Origin of the sequence: Streptomyces turgidiscabies Car8, assembly GCF_000331005.1 — a bacterium.
GTDB lineage: Bacteria > Actinomycetota > Actinomycetes > Streptomycetales > Streptomycetaceae > Streptomyces > Streptomyces turgidiscabies.
Map to the genome: position 1 here is coordinate 1 of NZ_AEJB01000257.1, position 16,791 is coordinate 16,791.

2 protein-coding genes and 1 pseudogene are annotated in these 16,791 nt (G+C 72.5%); 2 read left to right on the plus strand and 1 reads right to left on the minus strand.

The annotated features are described in order from the left end of the window. A pseudogene (locus STRTUCAR8_RS48275) lies at positions 1 to 450 on the minus strand (hypothetical protein); the annotation flags it as partial. Here STRTUCAR8_RS48275 and STRTUCAR8_RS16660 point away from each other — a divergent pair. Together STRTUCAR8_RS16660 and STRTUCAR8_RS48740 are read left to right on the plus strand one after the other, a co-directional pair. Continuing rightward, the gene (locus STRTUCAR8_RS16660) at positions 413 to 15,325 is read left to right on the plus strand and encodes a hypothetical protein (RefSeq protein ID WP_044472324.1); all 14,913 of its coding nucleotides are present in this window, start codon (positions 413 to 415) and stop codon (positions 15,323 to 15,325) included. The pseudogene STRTUCAR8_RS48275 and the gene STRTUCAR8_RS16660 overlap by 38 nt on opposite strands. Before the next feature lie 160 nt (positions 15,326 to 15,485). Next, the gene (locus STRTUCAR8_RS48740) at positions 15,486 to 16,769 is read left to right on the plus strand and encodes an RICIN domain-containing protein (RefSeq protein WP_006376982.1); all 1,284 of its coding nucleotides are present in this window, start codon (positions 15,486 to 15,488) and stop codon (positions 16,767 to 16,769) included. Positions 16,770 to 16,791: the final 22 nt, after the last annotated feature.

Here is a 16,791-nt window from a genome sequence, read left to right on the forward strand (position 1 = left end):
CCCGAACTCCGCCAACGTACCGACCACCAGCTCGGCACACACCGGCTCGGGGTCCCCGCAGCCTGCCCGCACGACGTCGACGGAGGACGACCACACGCAGACCCTGACGGGGTCGGGGTCGGGGTCCGGGTCGGACACCGGGGCCCAGTCCGAGGCGGGGTCGGGGTCCGGGTCGGACACCGGGGCCCAGTCCGAGGCGGGGTCGGGGTCGGGGTCGGGTGCCAACTCCGGGACTGCGTCCGGGTCCGGAGCCTCGTCCGCAGCCGGCGCCGGCGCCGCCTCCGGGGCCAACTCCGGGAGCGCGGCCGGGTCCGATGCCGGCTCCGGCTCCGGCTCCGGCTCCGGCTCCGGCTCCGGGGCCAGCTCGATCCCCGCGCCGGCGGCCAACTCCGGATCCGACGCGGAAACCGTCGTGAACCCGGTCGCGGGCGCCCCGCTGCCGACCGGCATCGCCCCTGCCTCCGCCCCCGCCCCCGGCGCTTCCCCTGCCGCCGCCTCGCAGCAGTCCCCCTCGGCAACATCCGCGCCGCAGCCGTCACAGCGCGGTGCTGCCCCGGCGGAGTCGGGCGCCGACGCCGGTACGTCCGGTTTCGACGTACGTCGGCTCACCTCCGACGGCGATCCGGTCACCGAGCTGACCGTCGAGGTGGAGTTCACCGGCACCGGCATCGACGCCGTGCCCGAGGCCGAGCGACAGGCTGCCTGGGACCGGATGGCCGTCGGCGCGGAGGGCATCTTCAACACCCCGGGCCACCGGCTCGCCAACGGCGACCGCGTCAATGTCACCGTCGTGCCCGTGCCTCCCGGCGGACGCGCGTCCCTGAAGGCGGATTCGGAGCTGGACCTCGTCCAGCGGATCGGCGACCGGCTGGGCCTGCGCGACAGACTCCCCGAGTCCACCGACAACCGGGACCAGGAGAACGCACCCCTACCGGACTCCGTCCGTACGGTCGGCACATCGCCCGGCGGCATCGACGACGTAGGCGATACCGGTGACATCGACGCGCCGTCGCGCATCGCCACGGAGTCCCGTCCGACCACCACCTCCGGGGCGACCGCGGATACGGCTTCCCAGGGTTCCCGGTCCTCCCAGGGCGCCGACCCGCCGGCCCCAGTCCGGGTCACGGCGACGTCGCAGGCGTCGTCCGAGGTGTCAGCGGGCGGCTCTCCGACCGTGCCGGCGCCGGAGACGGACGATGCCGACGCAGACGCAGACGCAGACGCAGACGCAGACGCCGTACAGACGTCCGCCGTGGACAAGGGGAAGGGCCGGGCGGTTCCGGCCGAGCCTGCGGACGACCAGGCTTCGGCGGAGTCACCGGCGCGGTCGCCGGACGCCTACCGGCGGCAGTTGGCGGGGTACGACGCCGACCAGGTGCTGGCCGACTACGGTTCGGCGTTGACCGCGCTGGGGCGGGCGCAGGCGGACTTCGAGGCGGTCGAGTCGGCACGGGCCTCGGGTGAGGGTACTTCGCACGGCCGTGAGTGGGCCGAGGCGCAGGGGCGGATGCACGACGCGGAGTCCCGGGTCACCGACGTGATCAACCATATGACGGTGCTGGAGGTCGACGCGCCGTCGTCGGAGGTCGACGAGGCGGACCTGATCCGGCGGCCACGACTGCGTGGCGGGGTCCTCGGCTTCGGCCGGTCCCGGCCCCCACAGGACCTGCTGGCCAGCCCTGGCGGGCCCTCCCTCGTCTATCCGCCCCGGCGGAACGTCGTGCACAAGGCATTCCGCTGGATGAAGCCCAACAGGGCGGAGACCGACCGGTTGGCCCGGGTCGCCGTCGCGATCAACACGGGTGGGCCGGTGCCCGGAATCCGTATGAACGAGGCCGGCACCACGTTCAAGGCCGACTGGGACCCGGTGACCTTCGGCAATCTGGACACCTTGACCCGGATGACGCTAAGGAACGAGATCCGGGACCCCATCAACGAGGCGCACCCCGAGATGCAGATGCTCGACAGCGCCGCCTGGTGGAAGGCTGTGGGACAGCTCGACCACCGTACAGCCGGTTTCTGGCGCGGCCAGGAGGCTCGGACGCGGGCGCTGGAAGCCGAGATCACACGGCAGTTGGACAACCGGACGCCCTCGCTGACCCCGACCGAACTCGCCGCGGTGGACACCGCCCTGCAGGCCGCGCCGGACGCCCTCACCGGCGCCACCACTCTGCTGAACACACACCCGGGTCTGATCCTCGGGGAGACGCACGGCGCGTCCACCAGCTGGCCCTTCCTGATCAACAACATGGCCGCGCTGCAGGCCCAGGGCGTGGGAACGATCTACGTGGAGGCGCTGCGCGGCGACAGCTTCCAGCCCTCGCTGAACGCCTATTTCCAGGCCCCGGTCAACACGCCCATGCCCGTCGAACTGCGCCGGATGGCCACGCTGTACGACTCCTCGCACAATTCGCAGGCCGGTCTCGGGCTGCTGGCGACCCTGGAGGCCGCCCGTGCGAACGGAGTGCGGGTCGTCGCCATGGACGGCCTTCCCGCCGCCTCCACGATGACATCGGGCTGGGGAAGCTACGAGCGGGCGGTGAAGTTCAACGCCTACGCGGCCCTCACGGTGCAGCGCGACCGGGTCGGCCGCAATGACGGCTACATCGCGGTGATCGGCAAGGCGCACTCCGACTGGCATCTTCCGCCCACGACCCCCCACCCGGCGGACGGCCCTGTCCTCCCGGCCCACTATCCGGGCCTCTCCCAGCTGCTGCACCTTCCGTCGGTCCAGCTGGACGCCCAGTCGACAGCCCTGGACCGTATCCTGCCGACCGCCGTACTCCCGCCCGGCGTCTACGACCCGACCATCGACGACGACACCCTTCCGACGTCGACGCCGACACCGATGTCTACGTCCGGCTCTGCGTCTACATCTGCCTCCGTCACTGCCTCTGCCTCTGCCTCTGCCTCTGCGGGTTGGGATGCGGCGCGTGCCGAGGCCGTCCCGGTGGAGCGCTCGCACACCTGGGTCGACCCGGTGTCCAGGGCCAGGGCGGCCGATGGTTCGCCCACGCAGTACGTCGTACGGTCCGGGTTCGACGTACGCCGCTTCACGCACGACGGCGACCCGGTCACGGACCTGACGGTCGAGGTGGAGTTCACCAACGCCGACGCCGTACCCGAGGCGGACCGACAGGCGGTCTGGGACCGGATGGCAGCCGGCGTCGAACGGGTCTTCAACGCCCCCGGACACCGCCTCCCCAACGGCGACCGCGTCCATGTCACCGTCGTACCGGTGTCCCCGGGCGGGCAGGCGCATCTGAAGGTGGAGCTGGCCGCGCCGACCGACGGTCGCGCCATGTCCCACCACGTGTGGCGCACGGACGGCTCGGACCAGGACTTCGTCCATGAGATCGGCCACCAGCTGGGGCTGCGCGACGAGTACCGCGACGCCAGCTCGCCCCAACGCCCGCGGGTCGAGGGCAGCCTGATGGGCGACTACGGGCTTCCGGTACCGGCCTCCGTCCGTACCGAGGCCGCCTCGACCGACTCCGAGCAGCACTACACCCACGGCGGCCTGCGCCCACGCCACCTGGCCCTCATCAACGCCCTGATCGGCGACGCCTCCCCCGCGCCCCGCGCCGAGTCCGCTGCCGGCCCCGCTCACGGGGCCGAGCCCCTGGCGCCCGCGAGGACGTCGATGTCGATGTCGATGTCGACGAGCGTCCCGGAACACACGTTGTGGGACCAACTCCTCGATGCCACCGCCGACCAACAGCCCGCGCTGCTCAACGCGATCGGCGACAGCCGCGGCGGCGCCGCACCGTCCGACGACGAGGTGGCCCTCCGCGGGCGGGTACGGGACGGGCTCAGGAACCTGCCCGGGGTGACCGTGGCCGTCGAGGACGCGGCGAACTTCGGCCATCAGGCGGCCGCCACGATGATGATCGAGTCGCTCGCCGAGCTGGGCTACGAGGGCCGGATCACCGTGATCGCGCCGGACAACGTACGGCAGCGGCTTGTGAGCCTGCTCTCCCCCACGGCGAGTGCCCGTGTCGACTGGGTGCCGGACACCTTCACCACGACCGGCACCTACGACGCCGGCAGCCGTGACCGCAACGGCCATCTGGTCCTGGTCGCGGCCAATGACGCGCTGGTCGACGACGCCGAACTCGCCGCCAGCTTCCTTGACTTCACCGGCTCGGACCAGGCGGTCGTGCTTCGGCCGTACGCGTGGACCGGCGGCCACCGTTACCTCTACACCCGTGCCGACGCCGACGCGGACGCCACGGTCACGGACCTCGAAGAAGGCGAAGGCGGCATCTCGCCGAGCGCCCTGTACCGCTTCGAGGTCGCACCGGTGACGGGTGCGGCACTCGACGAACTGATCGGGGCCGCGCACCTCCCCCCGCAGCGGGAGGCGGGTCTGACGGCCGTGGCGCACGCGGTCGACGGCGAGACGATGGAACTGATGCCGGCGTACGGCCTGCACAACCTGCATCCCTCGCAACGGGCTTCCACACTGGCCGCTCTGGCGGAGGGCGTGCACGCGGCGGAGCTCGGCAGACCGGCCGTCGTACTGGCGCTGGGCAACGCGACGGTCGACTTCGCGCCCCGCCATCAGGCCCCCTGGCTCACGCAGGTGCGGCTGGACGATCCCACGCTCCCCGAGCTGATCGCGGCGGCCGGTCCCGGCGAGGTGATCGTCGTCGAGGCGGGGAATCTCTCCCAGGACCTGTTCCGGCAGGTGTACGGGATGGGCACGCTGCCCGCCGTCGTGGAGGGCGCCAACACCACCAACACGCTTCAGGTGCAGGGGCGTCCGTACTTCTCGGTGCGCACCAACAACACCCCGTACGACCTGCTCGGCCACCGTGCGGAGACCGCGCCCCCGCACATCGGCGAGGCCGTGGAAACGCTGGAGGGCGTCACCGCGGCGCTCACCGCCGAGAGCGACTGGGGGGCGCGGCTGGGCGACACTCCCGCCTGGCTGGCGGCGGGCCGGGCGGAGACCGCGTTCCAGGTGCTGCGGGGGCTGCACTCGGAGGCGGACGACAGTGGCGAGGTGAAGCTGTGGCTGGGGATCGACGAAATGGAGCGCCTCCAGGAGGCCTTCGGCCTGGAGGTCGACACCATCGTCGCGGATGCCCTGGGGCCGGACCGCCCCGACCAGGGAACGATCGACGCGCTGCTCGCTCCCCCGTTGCTGGGTGAGCAGCAGTTCGAAAAGATTCTCAGACTTCAGGACGAGTGGCTCGCCCTCAGCCCGGACGACCGGGACGCGTTGCTGGCGGCGGCGGAGGATCTGCACCGGCGGCGTCTGGAAGCTCTGCGGGAACAGTCGGCGCAGTACTCGGTGGCTCCCACGCCCGAGCACGTCACGGCCATCGCGTCGGCGATCACCGAGGCAGCTCAGGCCGACACCCAACTAGGCTCATATTTCGCCCAGTTGACCCAGCAGGCGCGCCATCCGGCCAACGACCAGGTCCTCCAGGCGCTGGGCCGGGTCTTCCCGGCGACGGAGAGGGCGTCCTCCGTACCGCCCGTACCGCCCGTACCGCCCGCCGTCAGTACGTCGTCCGTGAACGCGGCCCCGGCGCCCCCCGGCGTCGCCCCGGCCTCGGTCAGCGCTGCCGTACAGGCGCGGGAGGGCCGTCTCTCCGGGTCGCGCGACGCCGGCCGGAACGCCCGGCAGGCCCCCGTCGCCACCGCCGCACCCCCTGTTCCTCCTGATGTCGGCGCCGACCCCCTCGCTCCGGCGGGCGGGGCCGAGTCGGCTCTGCGGCTGCGGGTGCGGGACGGTCTCGCGGACCTGCCCGGGGTGACCGTGGTCGTGGACATCGCGGCGAACTTCGGTCATCAGGCGGCGGCCACGATGATGATCGACTCTCTCACCGAGCTGGGGTACGAGGGCCGGGTCACGGTCATCGCGCCGGACAACGTGCGGGAGCGGCTGGATGTGCTGCTCTCCGCGCCGATGCGCGCCCGCATCGACTGGGTGACGGACACCTTCGACCCGACCCGCCCCTACGACGCCAACACTCGCCCGCGCGACGGCCACCTGGTCCTCGTCGCCGCCAACGACGCACTCGTGGACGACGCCGAACTCGCCGCCAACTTCCTGCACTTCACCGGCGGCGACCAAGCAGTCGTCCTTCGGCCCTACGCCTGGAACGGCGGCCACCGCTACCTCTACACCCGCACCGGCCCGGACGCCGACACCCAAGTCACCGATCTGCAAGGCACGGACGGCATACCGGACAGCGCCCTCTACCGGTTCCCGGTACCGCACGTGACCGGGGCCGCCCTCGACGAGATGATCGACGCACAGGCTTCCACTCCCGCCCGGGCGGCGGGTCTGCGGGCCGTCGCCCACGCGGTCGACGTCGAGCGCGTGAACCTGATGCCGGCGTACGGCATGCACAACCTGCACCCGTCGGAGCGCGCATCGGCCCTGGGCGCCCTGGCGGAGGGCATACACGGCGCCCGACTCGACCGGGGTGCGGTCCTGCTGGCGCTGGGCAACGCGACGGTCGACATCGCGCCCCGCCATCAGGCGCCTTGGCTCACCCAGTTGACGCTCGACGATCCCGATCTGCCCGGCCGTATCGCGGCGGCCGGGCCCGGTGAGGTGATCGTCGTCGAGGCCGGGAACCTCACCCAGGACCTGTTCCGGCAGGTGTACCAGATGGGCACGCTGCCCGCCGTCGTGGAGGGCGCCAACACCAGCAACATGCTCCAGGTGCAGGGACGTGCGTACTTCTCGGTGCGCACCAACAACACCCCGTACGACCCCCTGGACGGCACTTCCGACGACGCGGCGGCCGTGGACGCGCTGCAGCAGGTAACCGGGGCGATCGTCGCCAGGAGCGAGTGGGGGGAGGAGTTCGAGAACCTTCCCGCGGGGCTGATGGCGGGCCGGGCGGAGACCGCTCGCAGTGTGCTGGGGGCGCTGCCCTCGGAGACCACCGACGGCGAGGTGACGCTGTATCTGGGATACAACGAACTGGTCCGCCTCAGGGCCGTTTTCGGTGACGAGACACGTGCAATCGTCGTCGGGGTCCTGGGCGAAGATCACGGCGCCATGGCCACGATCGACACCATGCTCGCTCCGGCCCCGACGGGCATGCCCGACTACAAGTGGTCGATGCAGTTGCAGGAGCAGTGGGCCGAGCTCACCCCCGCCGACCGGGACGGCCTGCTCGCGGTGGTGACGGGGATCCATGAGCGCCAACTGGCGGACCTGAGGGCTGAGTCGGCCGCACTGTCCGTGGCCCCTCCCCCGCAGCAGGTGGCCGTCATCGCGCAGGCCATCACCGACGCAGCGCGGCCCGAGTCTCAACTCGGCCGGTATTTCCGCAGGTTGACCGATCAGGCGCTCCGTCCGGACAACGACCAGGTCCTCCAGGCACTGGGCAGGGTCTTCGCGACAGACACCGCCCACGGCGCCGATCCGCTCGCGCCGACGGCCGGCCCGGAGCACGCCGAGACCCCGGTCCCGGTGCCGCCGACACCTCCGGGCTGGGATGCGGCGCGTGCCGCCGCCTCCCCCGAGAAGCGCTCGCACACCTGGGTCGACCCGGTTTCCAGGCCCAGGGGCGCGGACGGCAGGCTCACGCAGTACGTCGTACGGTCCGGATTCGACGTACGCCGTTTCACGCACGACGGCGAGCCCGTCACCGACCTCACCGTCCACGTGCAGTTCACCAACGCCGACTCCGTACCCGAAGCGGACCGCCAGGCCGTCTGGGACCGGATGGCTGCGGGTGTGGAGCGCGTCTTCAACGCCCCCGGTCACCGACTCCCCAACGGCGACCGCGTCCACGTCACCGTCACCCCCGTGCCCCCCGGCGGACACGCCCACCTCAAGGTGCGACTGGCCACCTCGGACTCCGGCGCCCGAACGTCCCACCACACCTGGCGACTTGACGGAACAAGCCAGGACCTCGTCCACGAGCTCGGCCACCAACTGGGCCTGCGCGACGAGTCCCCGGACGCCACCGCCCCCCAACGCCCGCGTGTCGAGGGGAGTTTGATGGGCGACTACGCACTCCCCGTACCGAAGTCCGTCAGCACCGAAGCCGTCTCGGCCGACGCCGGGCAGCACTACGCCCACGGTGGCCTGCGCCCCCGTCACCTGGCCCTGATCAACGCGCTGATCGGCGACCCCGACCCCGGACCTGTCGCGGCTTCGGGTCCGCGTCCCGGTCCCGTCCTGGGCGCGGACCCCCTCGCTCCCGCGCCGCCCTCGCCCTTCGTGCGCGACTACGGGAGCCGGCACGACGGCAACGTGGGTCTCGTACAGGTCGAGCCGCTGCCCGCGCGCGTGGTGGACGGCGTTCACCAACAGGTCCTGCGCGCCCTGGGGTTCGGTGCCCCGGTGGCCGAGGGCCACCCTGTGCTCGCCCAGTTGCGGGACCGGCTCGGTGCCGAGCAGCTGGTACTCGCGTTGCCCTATCTGCGCAGCAGCATGGGCCATCGGGTGACTGTCACCGTCGACGGCCGTGAACGGACTGTGGACGTACGACTTGGGTTGCGCGACCCGGCGCCGTCGCCCCGCTACGGCGTCCACGACGTCACCGACCCCGATGTGCGCGTGGAACGCCGTGGGTTCGGCGCGCAGGAGTCCGGCGACTCGGAGTCGTCGGGCAACTTCCGTACGGTGCCCGTCCCCTGGTCGGTGTCCGTGCCGGTCGCCGCGGCCGGGGCGCTGCGGGCCTGGGAGATCAGCCCCTCCCTCTCCCTGACGCACAACCAGCTGTCGCTGTCCACCACGGTCACTCAGCTCGTGCAGACCACCACCGCCCAGCGCAGCAACGAGCTTTCGCAGGCGTACGAGTTCACCTCGGACTGGGAGGTACGGATCGACTCGCCCCGGATGGCGCCCCCGGTCACCTGGAGTCCGCCGCGGGCCCACGGGCCCGTCACCGTCTGGTTCCCGCAGCATCTGGCCGTGACCGACACGTCCGGCACCCCGCTGCCGCCGGCGGCCGGGCTGGACGATCTGCCCGTGTGGGGGGTCGACAGCGTCGCGGATCCGCAGCAGCTGCTGGAGTCCGTACTGAGCGCCTTCCACGACGAACTGGCCGCCCTGAGCCCCTCCTCCGCCCAGGAGTTGGAGGCGTTCCTGGCCGAGCCGGTGCTGCGCGGGACGCTGCCCATGCAGCGGTCGGGCGGCATCTTCTCGCCGCTGCTCCTGGACTCGCGGGGCCGGGCGATCGGCATGTTCAAGGTCACCACGGAGATCACCACGGGAACGCCCACGCACCGGAGTCTGGACACCAAGATCAACCTGGAGAGCCATCTCGTCCAGTCGGTGAAGGTCGACGGCCAGGCCAGGATCACCAACGCCGTCGGGGTCGACATCGGGGTCGGCCCGGCGTTCACCGGAGACCACGCGAAGAAGCACCCGGACGCGTCGAAAAAGGTCGCGGGCAGCCTCGTCGGCAAGGGCGGTGTGCGCTGGCAGACCAGCGACACCCTCGGCAACGGCGGCACCGCCACTGTCCAGCACGGACTGCGCACCAACCGGAGCCATCTCCTCACCCCCGCCACCGTGCGGCACACGGTCACCCTCGTCCGGCCCGGCGGCGGTGCGACCCCGCGCGTCTTCGGGCCCTGGGACGACGGCATGCGACTGCGGCTGCTCACCCGTGAATCCGCCGAAGGACACCGGCCGACCCCCGAGGAGCGGCGCGCGCTCCCCGCCGAACTGGAGAACCTCGAAAGCATCGGCATCACCGCCGCCCCGCTGACCGTCGAGGGCCCCCAGGACCTCTTCGGGCATGCCGAGATCTGGCTGCGCGCCAACGGATTCCTGCCGCCGGAGACAAACGCCCGCAACCTTGTGCTGCCCGACGAGTCTCTGGTGCAGGCCCAGTTGAACAATCTGCGGCGCTTCGAGCAGGCTCGCTCCGACCTGGGGCTGCGGGCCGCGACCGACGCCATGGTCGACGGCGGCCACCCCCTGTGGCTGGAACGGCCCACCACCACGGGCACCCACCGCATCAAGCTGAACCTCACCGCCGTCCGCGACCCGGGCACCAACCCCCTGCCGAGCGTCCACACCCGTACCCTCCCCGACATCCAGCACGTCTCGCTGGCCTCTTTCGGCATGGCCGGTACGGAGCAGCAGGCGTCCGGCTACGGCTGGTCGTTGGGGGTCGGCGGCGGACCGTCCGGTCCCGTGGGTCCGTACACCGAGGGCCCGCGCGGCCTCACGGTGCCGTACACCAAGGGCTCGGGCACCCTCGGCGGGGCCGCCGACTACTCGTACAGCAGGCAGACCGGCCACACGGCGACGGTCGGCGCGGGTCTGGCACACGACCAGTTGTTCATCGGTTCCGGGCAGGGCAGCGAGGTCTTCGAGATACCGGCGCGGTTCGCGCTCGACCTGTACGACGGTCCGGGCGCCGAGCCCGCCGTGCGGTTCGCCGAGCAAACCGTCCCGACAACGTCCGCACCGCCCGGTCTCCCGGCGCCTGGGACGGCCCTCGGTGATCTGGAACTGCACCTTCTGGAGGAGGGCAGGCCGTCCGGACCGCCACCCCGGACGGTGAGCGGCACCATCACCCTCGCGGTGCCCCACCACCGCACGCTGGAACCGGCGTCCGAGGCCGCCTCCCCGGCCCCCGCGCCCACCGTGTCCCGACCCGTGGACGCCGATCACTCGCGGCTCGCCATGACCGCTCCCGACGGCAGCCCGCTACCGGGAATCGTCAAGCTGCCGGACGACGCGATCGTGGACGTGTTCCGCGGTTCGGGAGTGCTCCAGGAGACGCTGCGGCAGATCATCGAGGGCACCCATCCGGGGCACCCTGAAGCCGGGCGGCTGGGGTCCATGGCCACCGCCGTCGGTGCGGCGAGCCCTCAACTGCTCGCACGGGCGGCCCGTTCGGTGGCTGTCGGCCTGGCCGGGCAGAGCGCAGGCGATCCGACCACCGTCGCCGCCGAGGTGCGGCAGGCCTCGCTGTCCCCGGGCAATCTCGTCGCCCGCGCGCACCAGATATTCAAGGGCGGGTACGTCGTCGAGGGCATCACCCTGCCCGGGCTCGGCGCCGACCAGGAGTACGCGCTGGAGATCCGCGGTGTGCTGCACACCGCGCGGCATCTGCACAGCGCCAAGCAGTACCTGGAGACCGGCGTCGCCGCCATCGACTCCGCCGCCCAGCAGAAGTCGGTCAGCGGCACCCACCAGACCGGCCTCGCCGTCACCGGGACGAGGACCCCGGCAACGGCGCCCGCCGCTCCTGCCGCTTCCGCGCCCTCCGGGACCGGGACAGCCTCGACACCGGCCCCGCCCACAGTCTTCGGTCCCTCGGGGAAGTACGCGTACACCAGCCGTACGGAGGACTCGGGCACGGTGTCCTCCGGCACCTCCGTCAACCGGACGGCCACCGAGAGCGGCATGGAACACCGGGTCGGCGCCGACGCGACGATCCTGATCACCGTCCGGCGCGGCACCCGCAACGTGGTCGGCAACACCTTCGGTTACGGCAGTGAGTCCGACGTCACCCTCGCTGTTGACCTGCCGGAGGCCGTGCAGTTCCTGATGACGGACGGCCAACTCAGCCGCCACGAGAAGTGGTTCACCGGCATCGAGGGACTCACTCCCCCGCCGCCCGCCCCGGCCGAACTGCCTCTCCCTCAGCGCTTCACCCGCACCGGGGAACCGGGTATGGCCGCCGTGCTGTCCGTCACCCAGTTCGACGAGGTGGGGCCGGTGCCCGCCGCCGAGCCGGACGGGGCCGGCTCCGATACCGGCGGTCCGACCACCGGTGCCACCGGTGCCACCGGTGCGGGCCCGGCCGATGAGGCACCCGAGGCCGCCGAGGAAGCGCCCCTCGCCGCCACCGCACAGCCCACCCTCGCCGAACGCCGGGACCGACTGCGGGCCGAACTGACCGCGCTGGTCGAGGCCGAGGCGCCGGGCGTCACCCAGCCCGGTCACTCCTCCTATCTGCCCGGCGTGGCCTCCCGGATCGCCGACTACACGTCCACCGCCGGTCTGCGCGCTCTCCCCGGACGTGGTCCGCGTGGCGTCCAGCGCTTTCACTTCCGTCACCTCGCGCTCGGCGGCGCCCGTCTGGTCGAGGTCACCCTGGCTGCCCGGCCACGCGCCGACGCGAACGAACTGCGCGCGGTGCGCGGCCGAAACGCCGGACCGGGTACGGGACTTGAGCAGTACCACGGGCACACCCCGGCCGGTGTCAGCACCGGCACGACCAGCACCACGCAGCACGGCCTCACCCTCAACCCCACCACGCGATACCCGCGTCCGGGGCAGGACACCCGCACCGACCGGAGCGGCCCCGGGCTGAGCGTCGGCAGCACGAAGAGCCAGGGCACGAAGGCCGCGACAACAGCCGAGGACCGGTTCTGGCTGCGCACGGACAGCGCCGCCGACTTCGACCTCGACTACGAGTTCAGGGCATCCGTACGTTCCGAACTCGTCGCGGACTGGCCGCCCAACCTGGTCGGCGGCGCCCTCCAGGGCGGTGTTCTCGCCTGGTACGACACGGACGAGGCCGCCGCGACCGAGAGCTGGATCAGCCGCGCCCTGAGCGCCCGCCCGTACCGTACGGCGACCGTGCCGGCCTCCGTCACCCTGCGCTTCACCGGCGGCGAGGCGGCCCCTGCCGAGGTGGTGGCGGCGCCACTGACGCCGACGGTCGGCACGACGGCCCCGGAACCACGGGGCGCCCGGTTCGTGCCGATGGGTCCCGCGCCGGTGTTCGAGTTCAACGCCTGGTCGGAGCTGACCACCGCGCTGGACGCCGTCGCCCCGGGTCAGGACCGTGGCTGGCGGTCGCCGTCCACGTCGACGTCCGCCGAGAGCACCGCGGTCCGGATCGGCGAGCTCATCCAGGCCGGCGACATCGCCCTGGACCACCCGCGCACCGCCACGGGCCTCACCGACACCTTGCCCGGCACCTTCCCCTTCGAGTCGGCCCCCGGCAGCCCGCCCAGCCTGTCCGTCACGCTGCACAACCCGCGCCGGGTCACCCTGAGCGCGGACGTCGCCCTCGACCGGGTCCGGATCGCGTCCAACACCGGCGGCTCGTCCCAGAGCGGCGGCACCACCGGCGGTCTCAACTTCCAGGGTGTCTACAGCACCGACGACCCCGACCGGGTCCTCGGCGGCTTCAGCATGCCCGTACTCGCCCGGCAGCCGCAGGTGGTGGGCAGCAGCGGGGGCACCACCGGCGGGGTCCGCGAATGGCTCAAGACGGGCAGCACGAGCGCCCCCGCCGACGGTACGCACGGCACCCGGACGTACGAGGCGCTGGTCGACACGTATCTCACCGTGCGGGGCCCGGCGGGCGTCCGGCATGTCTCCGGCACCGCCACCGTGCGCATCGGGGAGCGGGACGCCCTGGGACACGGGATCACTCCCCCGCGTACCCAGCCGCAGGTGTACGACCTGCCCGCGATGGTACGGGCGGCGGCGGACGCCGAGGCCGCCGCGACGCCGGACCCGGACACGCAGGGCGGTGCGAGGGCCGTCGCGGCGCCCGACCTGCGGGACTGGACGCGGCATCAGCTGCGTACCCTGCCCGGAATCGTGGCCTCGCAGATCGACGCCGCCGACCCGGCGGCCCAACTGTGGCTCGCCATCGGCGACATCGGCACCGCCGCCGGGCAACAGCAGCTCGGCCGGGCCCTGTTCGCCGTGTCCCGCGCCGCCGCGAGCGTCCACAAGCCCGTGGAACTCGTCCTGCGCGCCGACGACAGCACCCTCACCTTCTGGCACTTCGACTCCGACGGCGTCCTCTCGGGACTCGGCGAGGCCGGTACAACCGCTTGGAGACAGTTCGAGGACGGGGCCACTGCGCTGACCCGCGCGGCGGCGGCCGAACAGGAGGCGCGCCAGGAGGAGTCCCGCCTTCAGGGGGCCAACTCCGAGCACCAGGGCGAGCTGAGGCGGGCCGCGGAGGAGGTGGTCCACGCGGGCGAGGCGCTGACAGCCGCGCGTTCCATTGCCGAGACCGCCGAACAGGCCGTCACGGCGGCCCGGGCGGCACGGGAGCAGGCCGAGCGGAACAGTGCCCGACTGCAGCACGAGGTGGAGGAACAAGGCCGGCTCGTCGGGGATCAGTCGAAGCTCGTCGCCGCACTCGGCACAAAGATCAGCGCTGCGGAACTCCTGGTGCAGAAGGCGAACTCGCTCGTCACCAGCAGCGACAGCAACCGGACCGCAGACGACGGCAACGAGCGCCCGGACGAGACCCAGGCCCCCGAGGCACACCCGAAGCTCGACAGGTTGCAGGCGGACTGGGACGCGCAGCAGGCCGCCCTGACCCGCATTGAGGGCGAGTTGCGGACAGCGCAGAAGACCGCCGAAGAGTTGGCGACGCGCGTTCTGCCCGGTTTGCGAGCCGCCGAGAAGAGTGCCGAGCTTGCCGCCGGGCCGCTCCGCGCCGCCCTCACCGAGGCGACCGATCATCTCCGTAGCGCCGAGCTGGCACGCGCCACAGCCCTCCAGCACGCGGATCATCTCGCGGGCCTGATCCAGGCTGCCATGGATCACCAGAGGACCCAGGCCAAAATCCAGGCGGCCCAGGAGAACGCTCTCCCCGCCTTCGCGACCCAGGTCGCCGCCCGCGCGGCACCGCCCGTCGACGTACCGACGGGCTCCCTGGCCTCAACTCCGTCCCGGTGGCCGGACCTCACCGCCCACGCCGTTCCGGCCCCGGGTCTTCCCCCGGCCGAGGCGGCTCCGCACGAGGCGGAACACGCGGCCCCCGGGGTTACACCCACGACTCCACGCCTTACCCGGCCGGCACCACCGGCCGCTGCGACCCGTGACGCGTCCGGCACCGACGACGTCGCGCCGACCGACGACGGCTCGGGCCGGGCACCGTCGGACGGTTCGTTCGGCGCCGCGCTGCTGGCCGCCGTGCCCGTGCACGTACTCCCGGGCACCGGCGGGCCGCAGCCGTTGGCCGGCGTCGACAGTACCGGCGCTCTGCACGACTGGGCGCGCGGGCGGCTGATGGAGCCGGGCCCCCTCGGACTCCCGCCGGGTGTCCGGCTGCCGGCCGACGACGACACCCTGACGGAGGCGGAGATCCGCTCTCTGGGCGTCGAAGTGACGGCGGGCATGACGGCCGAGGCCATCATGCTCGGCCGTCCGCTGACCGTCGCCGCCGTTTCGCTCGACCCCGGACAACAGCTCCAACTCATCCTGAACCGACCGGAGTCGGGAGATTACGTTGCCACGGTGGCCGCGCTGGCAGCCCAGGCGCTCGGCCGGGATATCGTGATCGTCGGCCCGGGTCCCGTCGAACACCGGTACGGCTCCGTCCCCGGTGAGCCGATCCGGATCACGTTCGACGGCACGGGGTACTCCACGCCCGCTCACCACCAGCCGGAGAGCTGAGGCATGGCCCGTACAGCTCCGCGGCAACTCCCGTACCCAGTACCCCTGTACGCACCGCCCCCCGGTACTCGGTGACCCGGCACCCGGGGACCCGGTACCGCCCGATGACCCAGTACCCGGTGGGCCCCGCCCCCCACTGCCGCTCCGCCAGGAGGACGTCATGACCGCCGCACAGAACGCCCCCCAAGGGCGGTCCGCAGCCGCCGAGCCGGACTCCGGTGCCGCCGCCTCGGCGCCGGACCCGACCGCAACCGCGCCCGCCCCCACGGCCGTTGCCCCGCCGGTGGCCGAACCGACAGCCACAGCCGCGCCCTCCCCGGACCCGAATCCGCAGCCGCAGCCGCAGCCGGAGTCGCAGCCGGACCCCGAGGCCGAACCGGACCCCGAGTCGCAGCCGGAGGGCGAGGCTCGACAGCCCGAGCCCGAGCCGGAGGCTGCGGCGCGGGCCCAGTCGGAGGGCGGGAGCCCGGCCGGTGACGGTGCCGCCGCTGCCGCGACCGTGCCCGATGTGGTCACCCTGGGCGACGACTCCGACGGAGGTGCCACCGCCGCCGCGCAGGACGGCCACCCCGGCCGCCCGTCCCGGGCCATCCTGGCCGCCGCGGCCATCGCGGGCGCGCTCCTGGTGTCGGTGCCGTTCCTGATCAGCGCCCGCAACGACGACACCCCGACCCGTACCGCCGCCGGGGGCAGCACGGCGGACACCGTACTGAGCGACTCGCTGGACGGTGCGGCTCCCGGTGCCTTCGAGTCGGCCGACCCGAAGCCGGACGCGGGCAGGGCGACGCCCTCCAAGTCGCCGTCGAAGGCGCCCGCGAAGGCCCCCGCCGGCACCGGGGGCAAGGGCTCCGCGGGCGGCGCGGCCCCGGGCGCCGGCGCCGGCGCTGCCGCGAACTCGGGCGGCAAGAGCCAGGGCGCGGGCTCCAACACGTCCCAGAACTCCTCCGGTTCGAAGAGCGGCAGTTCGGGATCCGGCACGAAGAGCACGACCAGCGGCGGCGGTTCGAGCAACAGCGGCGGCAGCAGCGACACCAAGCCCGCCCCGGCTCCTGTCGTCGTCCCCGGCGCGATCATCTTCAGCCACGCGTCCAACAAGTGCATCGACGTCGTCGGCGACAAGGGCAAGGACGGCGCCCCGCTGGAGATCTGGACGTGCAACGGCAAGGCCCAGCAGAAGTGGGTGTTCAAGTCGGACGGCACCGTGCGTGCCATGGGCCTGTGCATGGACGTCGCCTGGGGCTCGAGCGCGGACGGCGCGGTCATCCAACTGGCCAAGTGCAGCGGCAACCCGGCCCAGAAGTTCATCCTCGCCGGGCCCAACGACCTGGTGAATCCACAGGCCAACAAGTGCGTCGACGTCAAGGACCAGAAGACGGGCAACGGCACCCGGCTCCAGCTGTGGACGTGCAACGGCCAGCCCAACCAGAAATGGACCGCACGCTGACCGATTCGCTGTTTTTTCGCTG

What these genes read in the sequence shown, in the direction of transcription:
- STRTUCAR8_RS48740 (WP_006376982.1), top strand. Translation starts at nt 15,486, where the DNA reads ATGACCGCCGCACAGAACGCCCCCCAAGGGCGGTCCGCAGCCGCCGAG.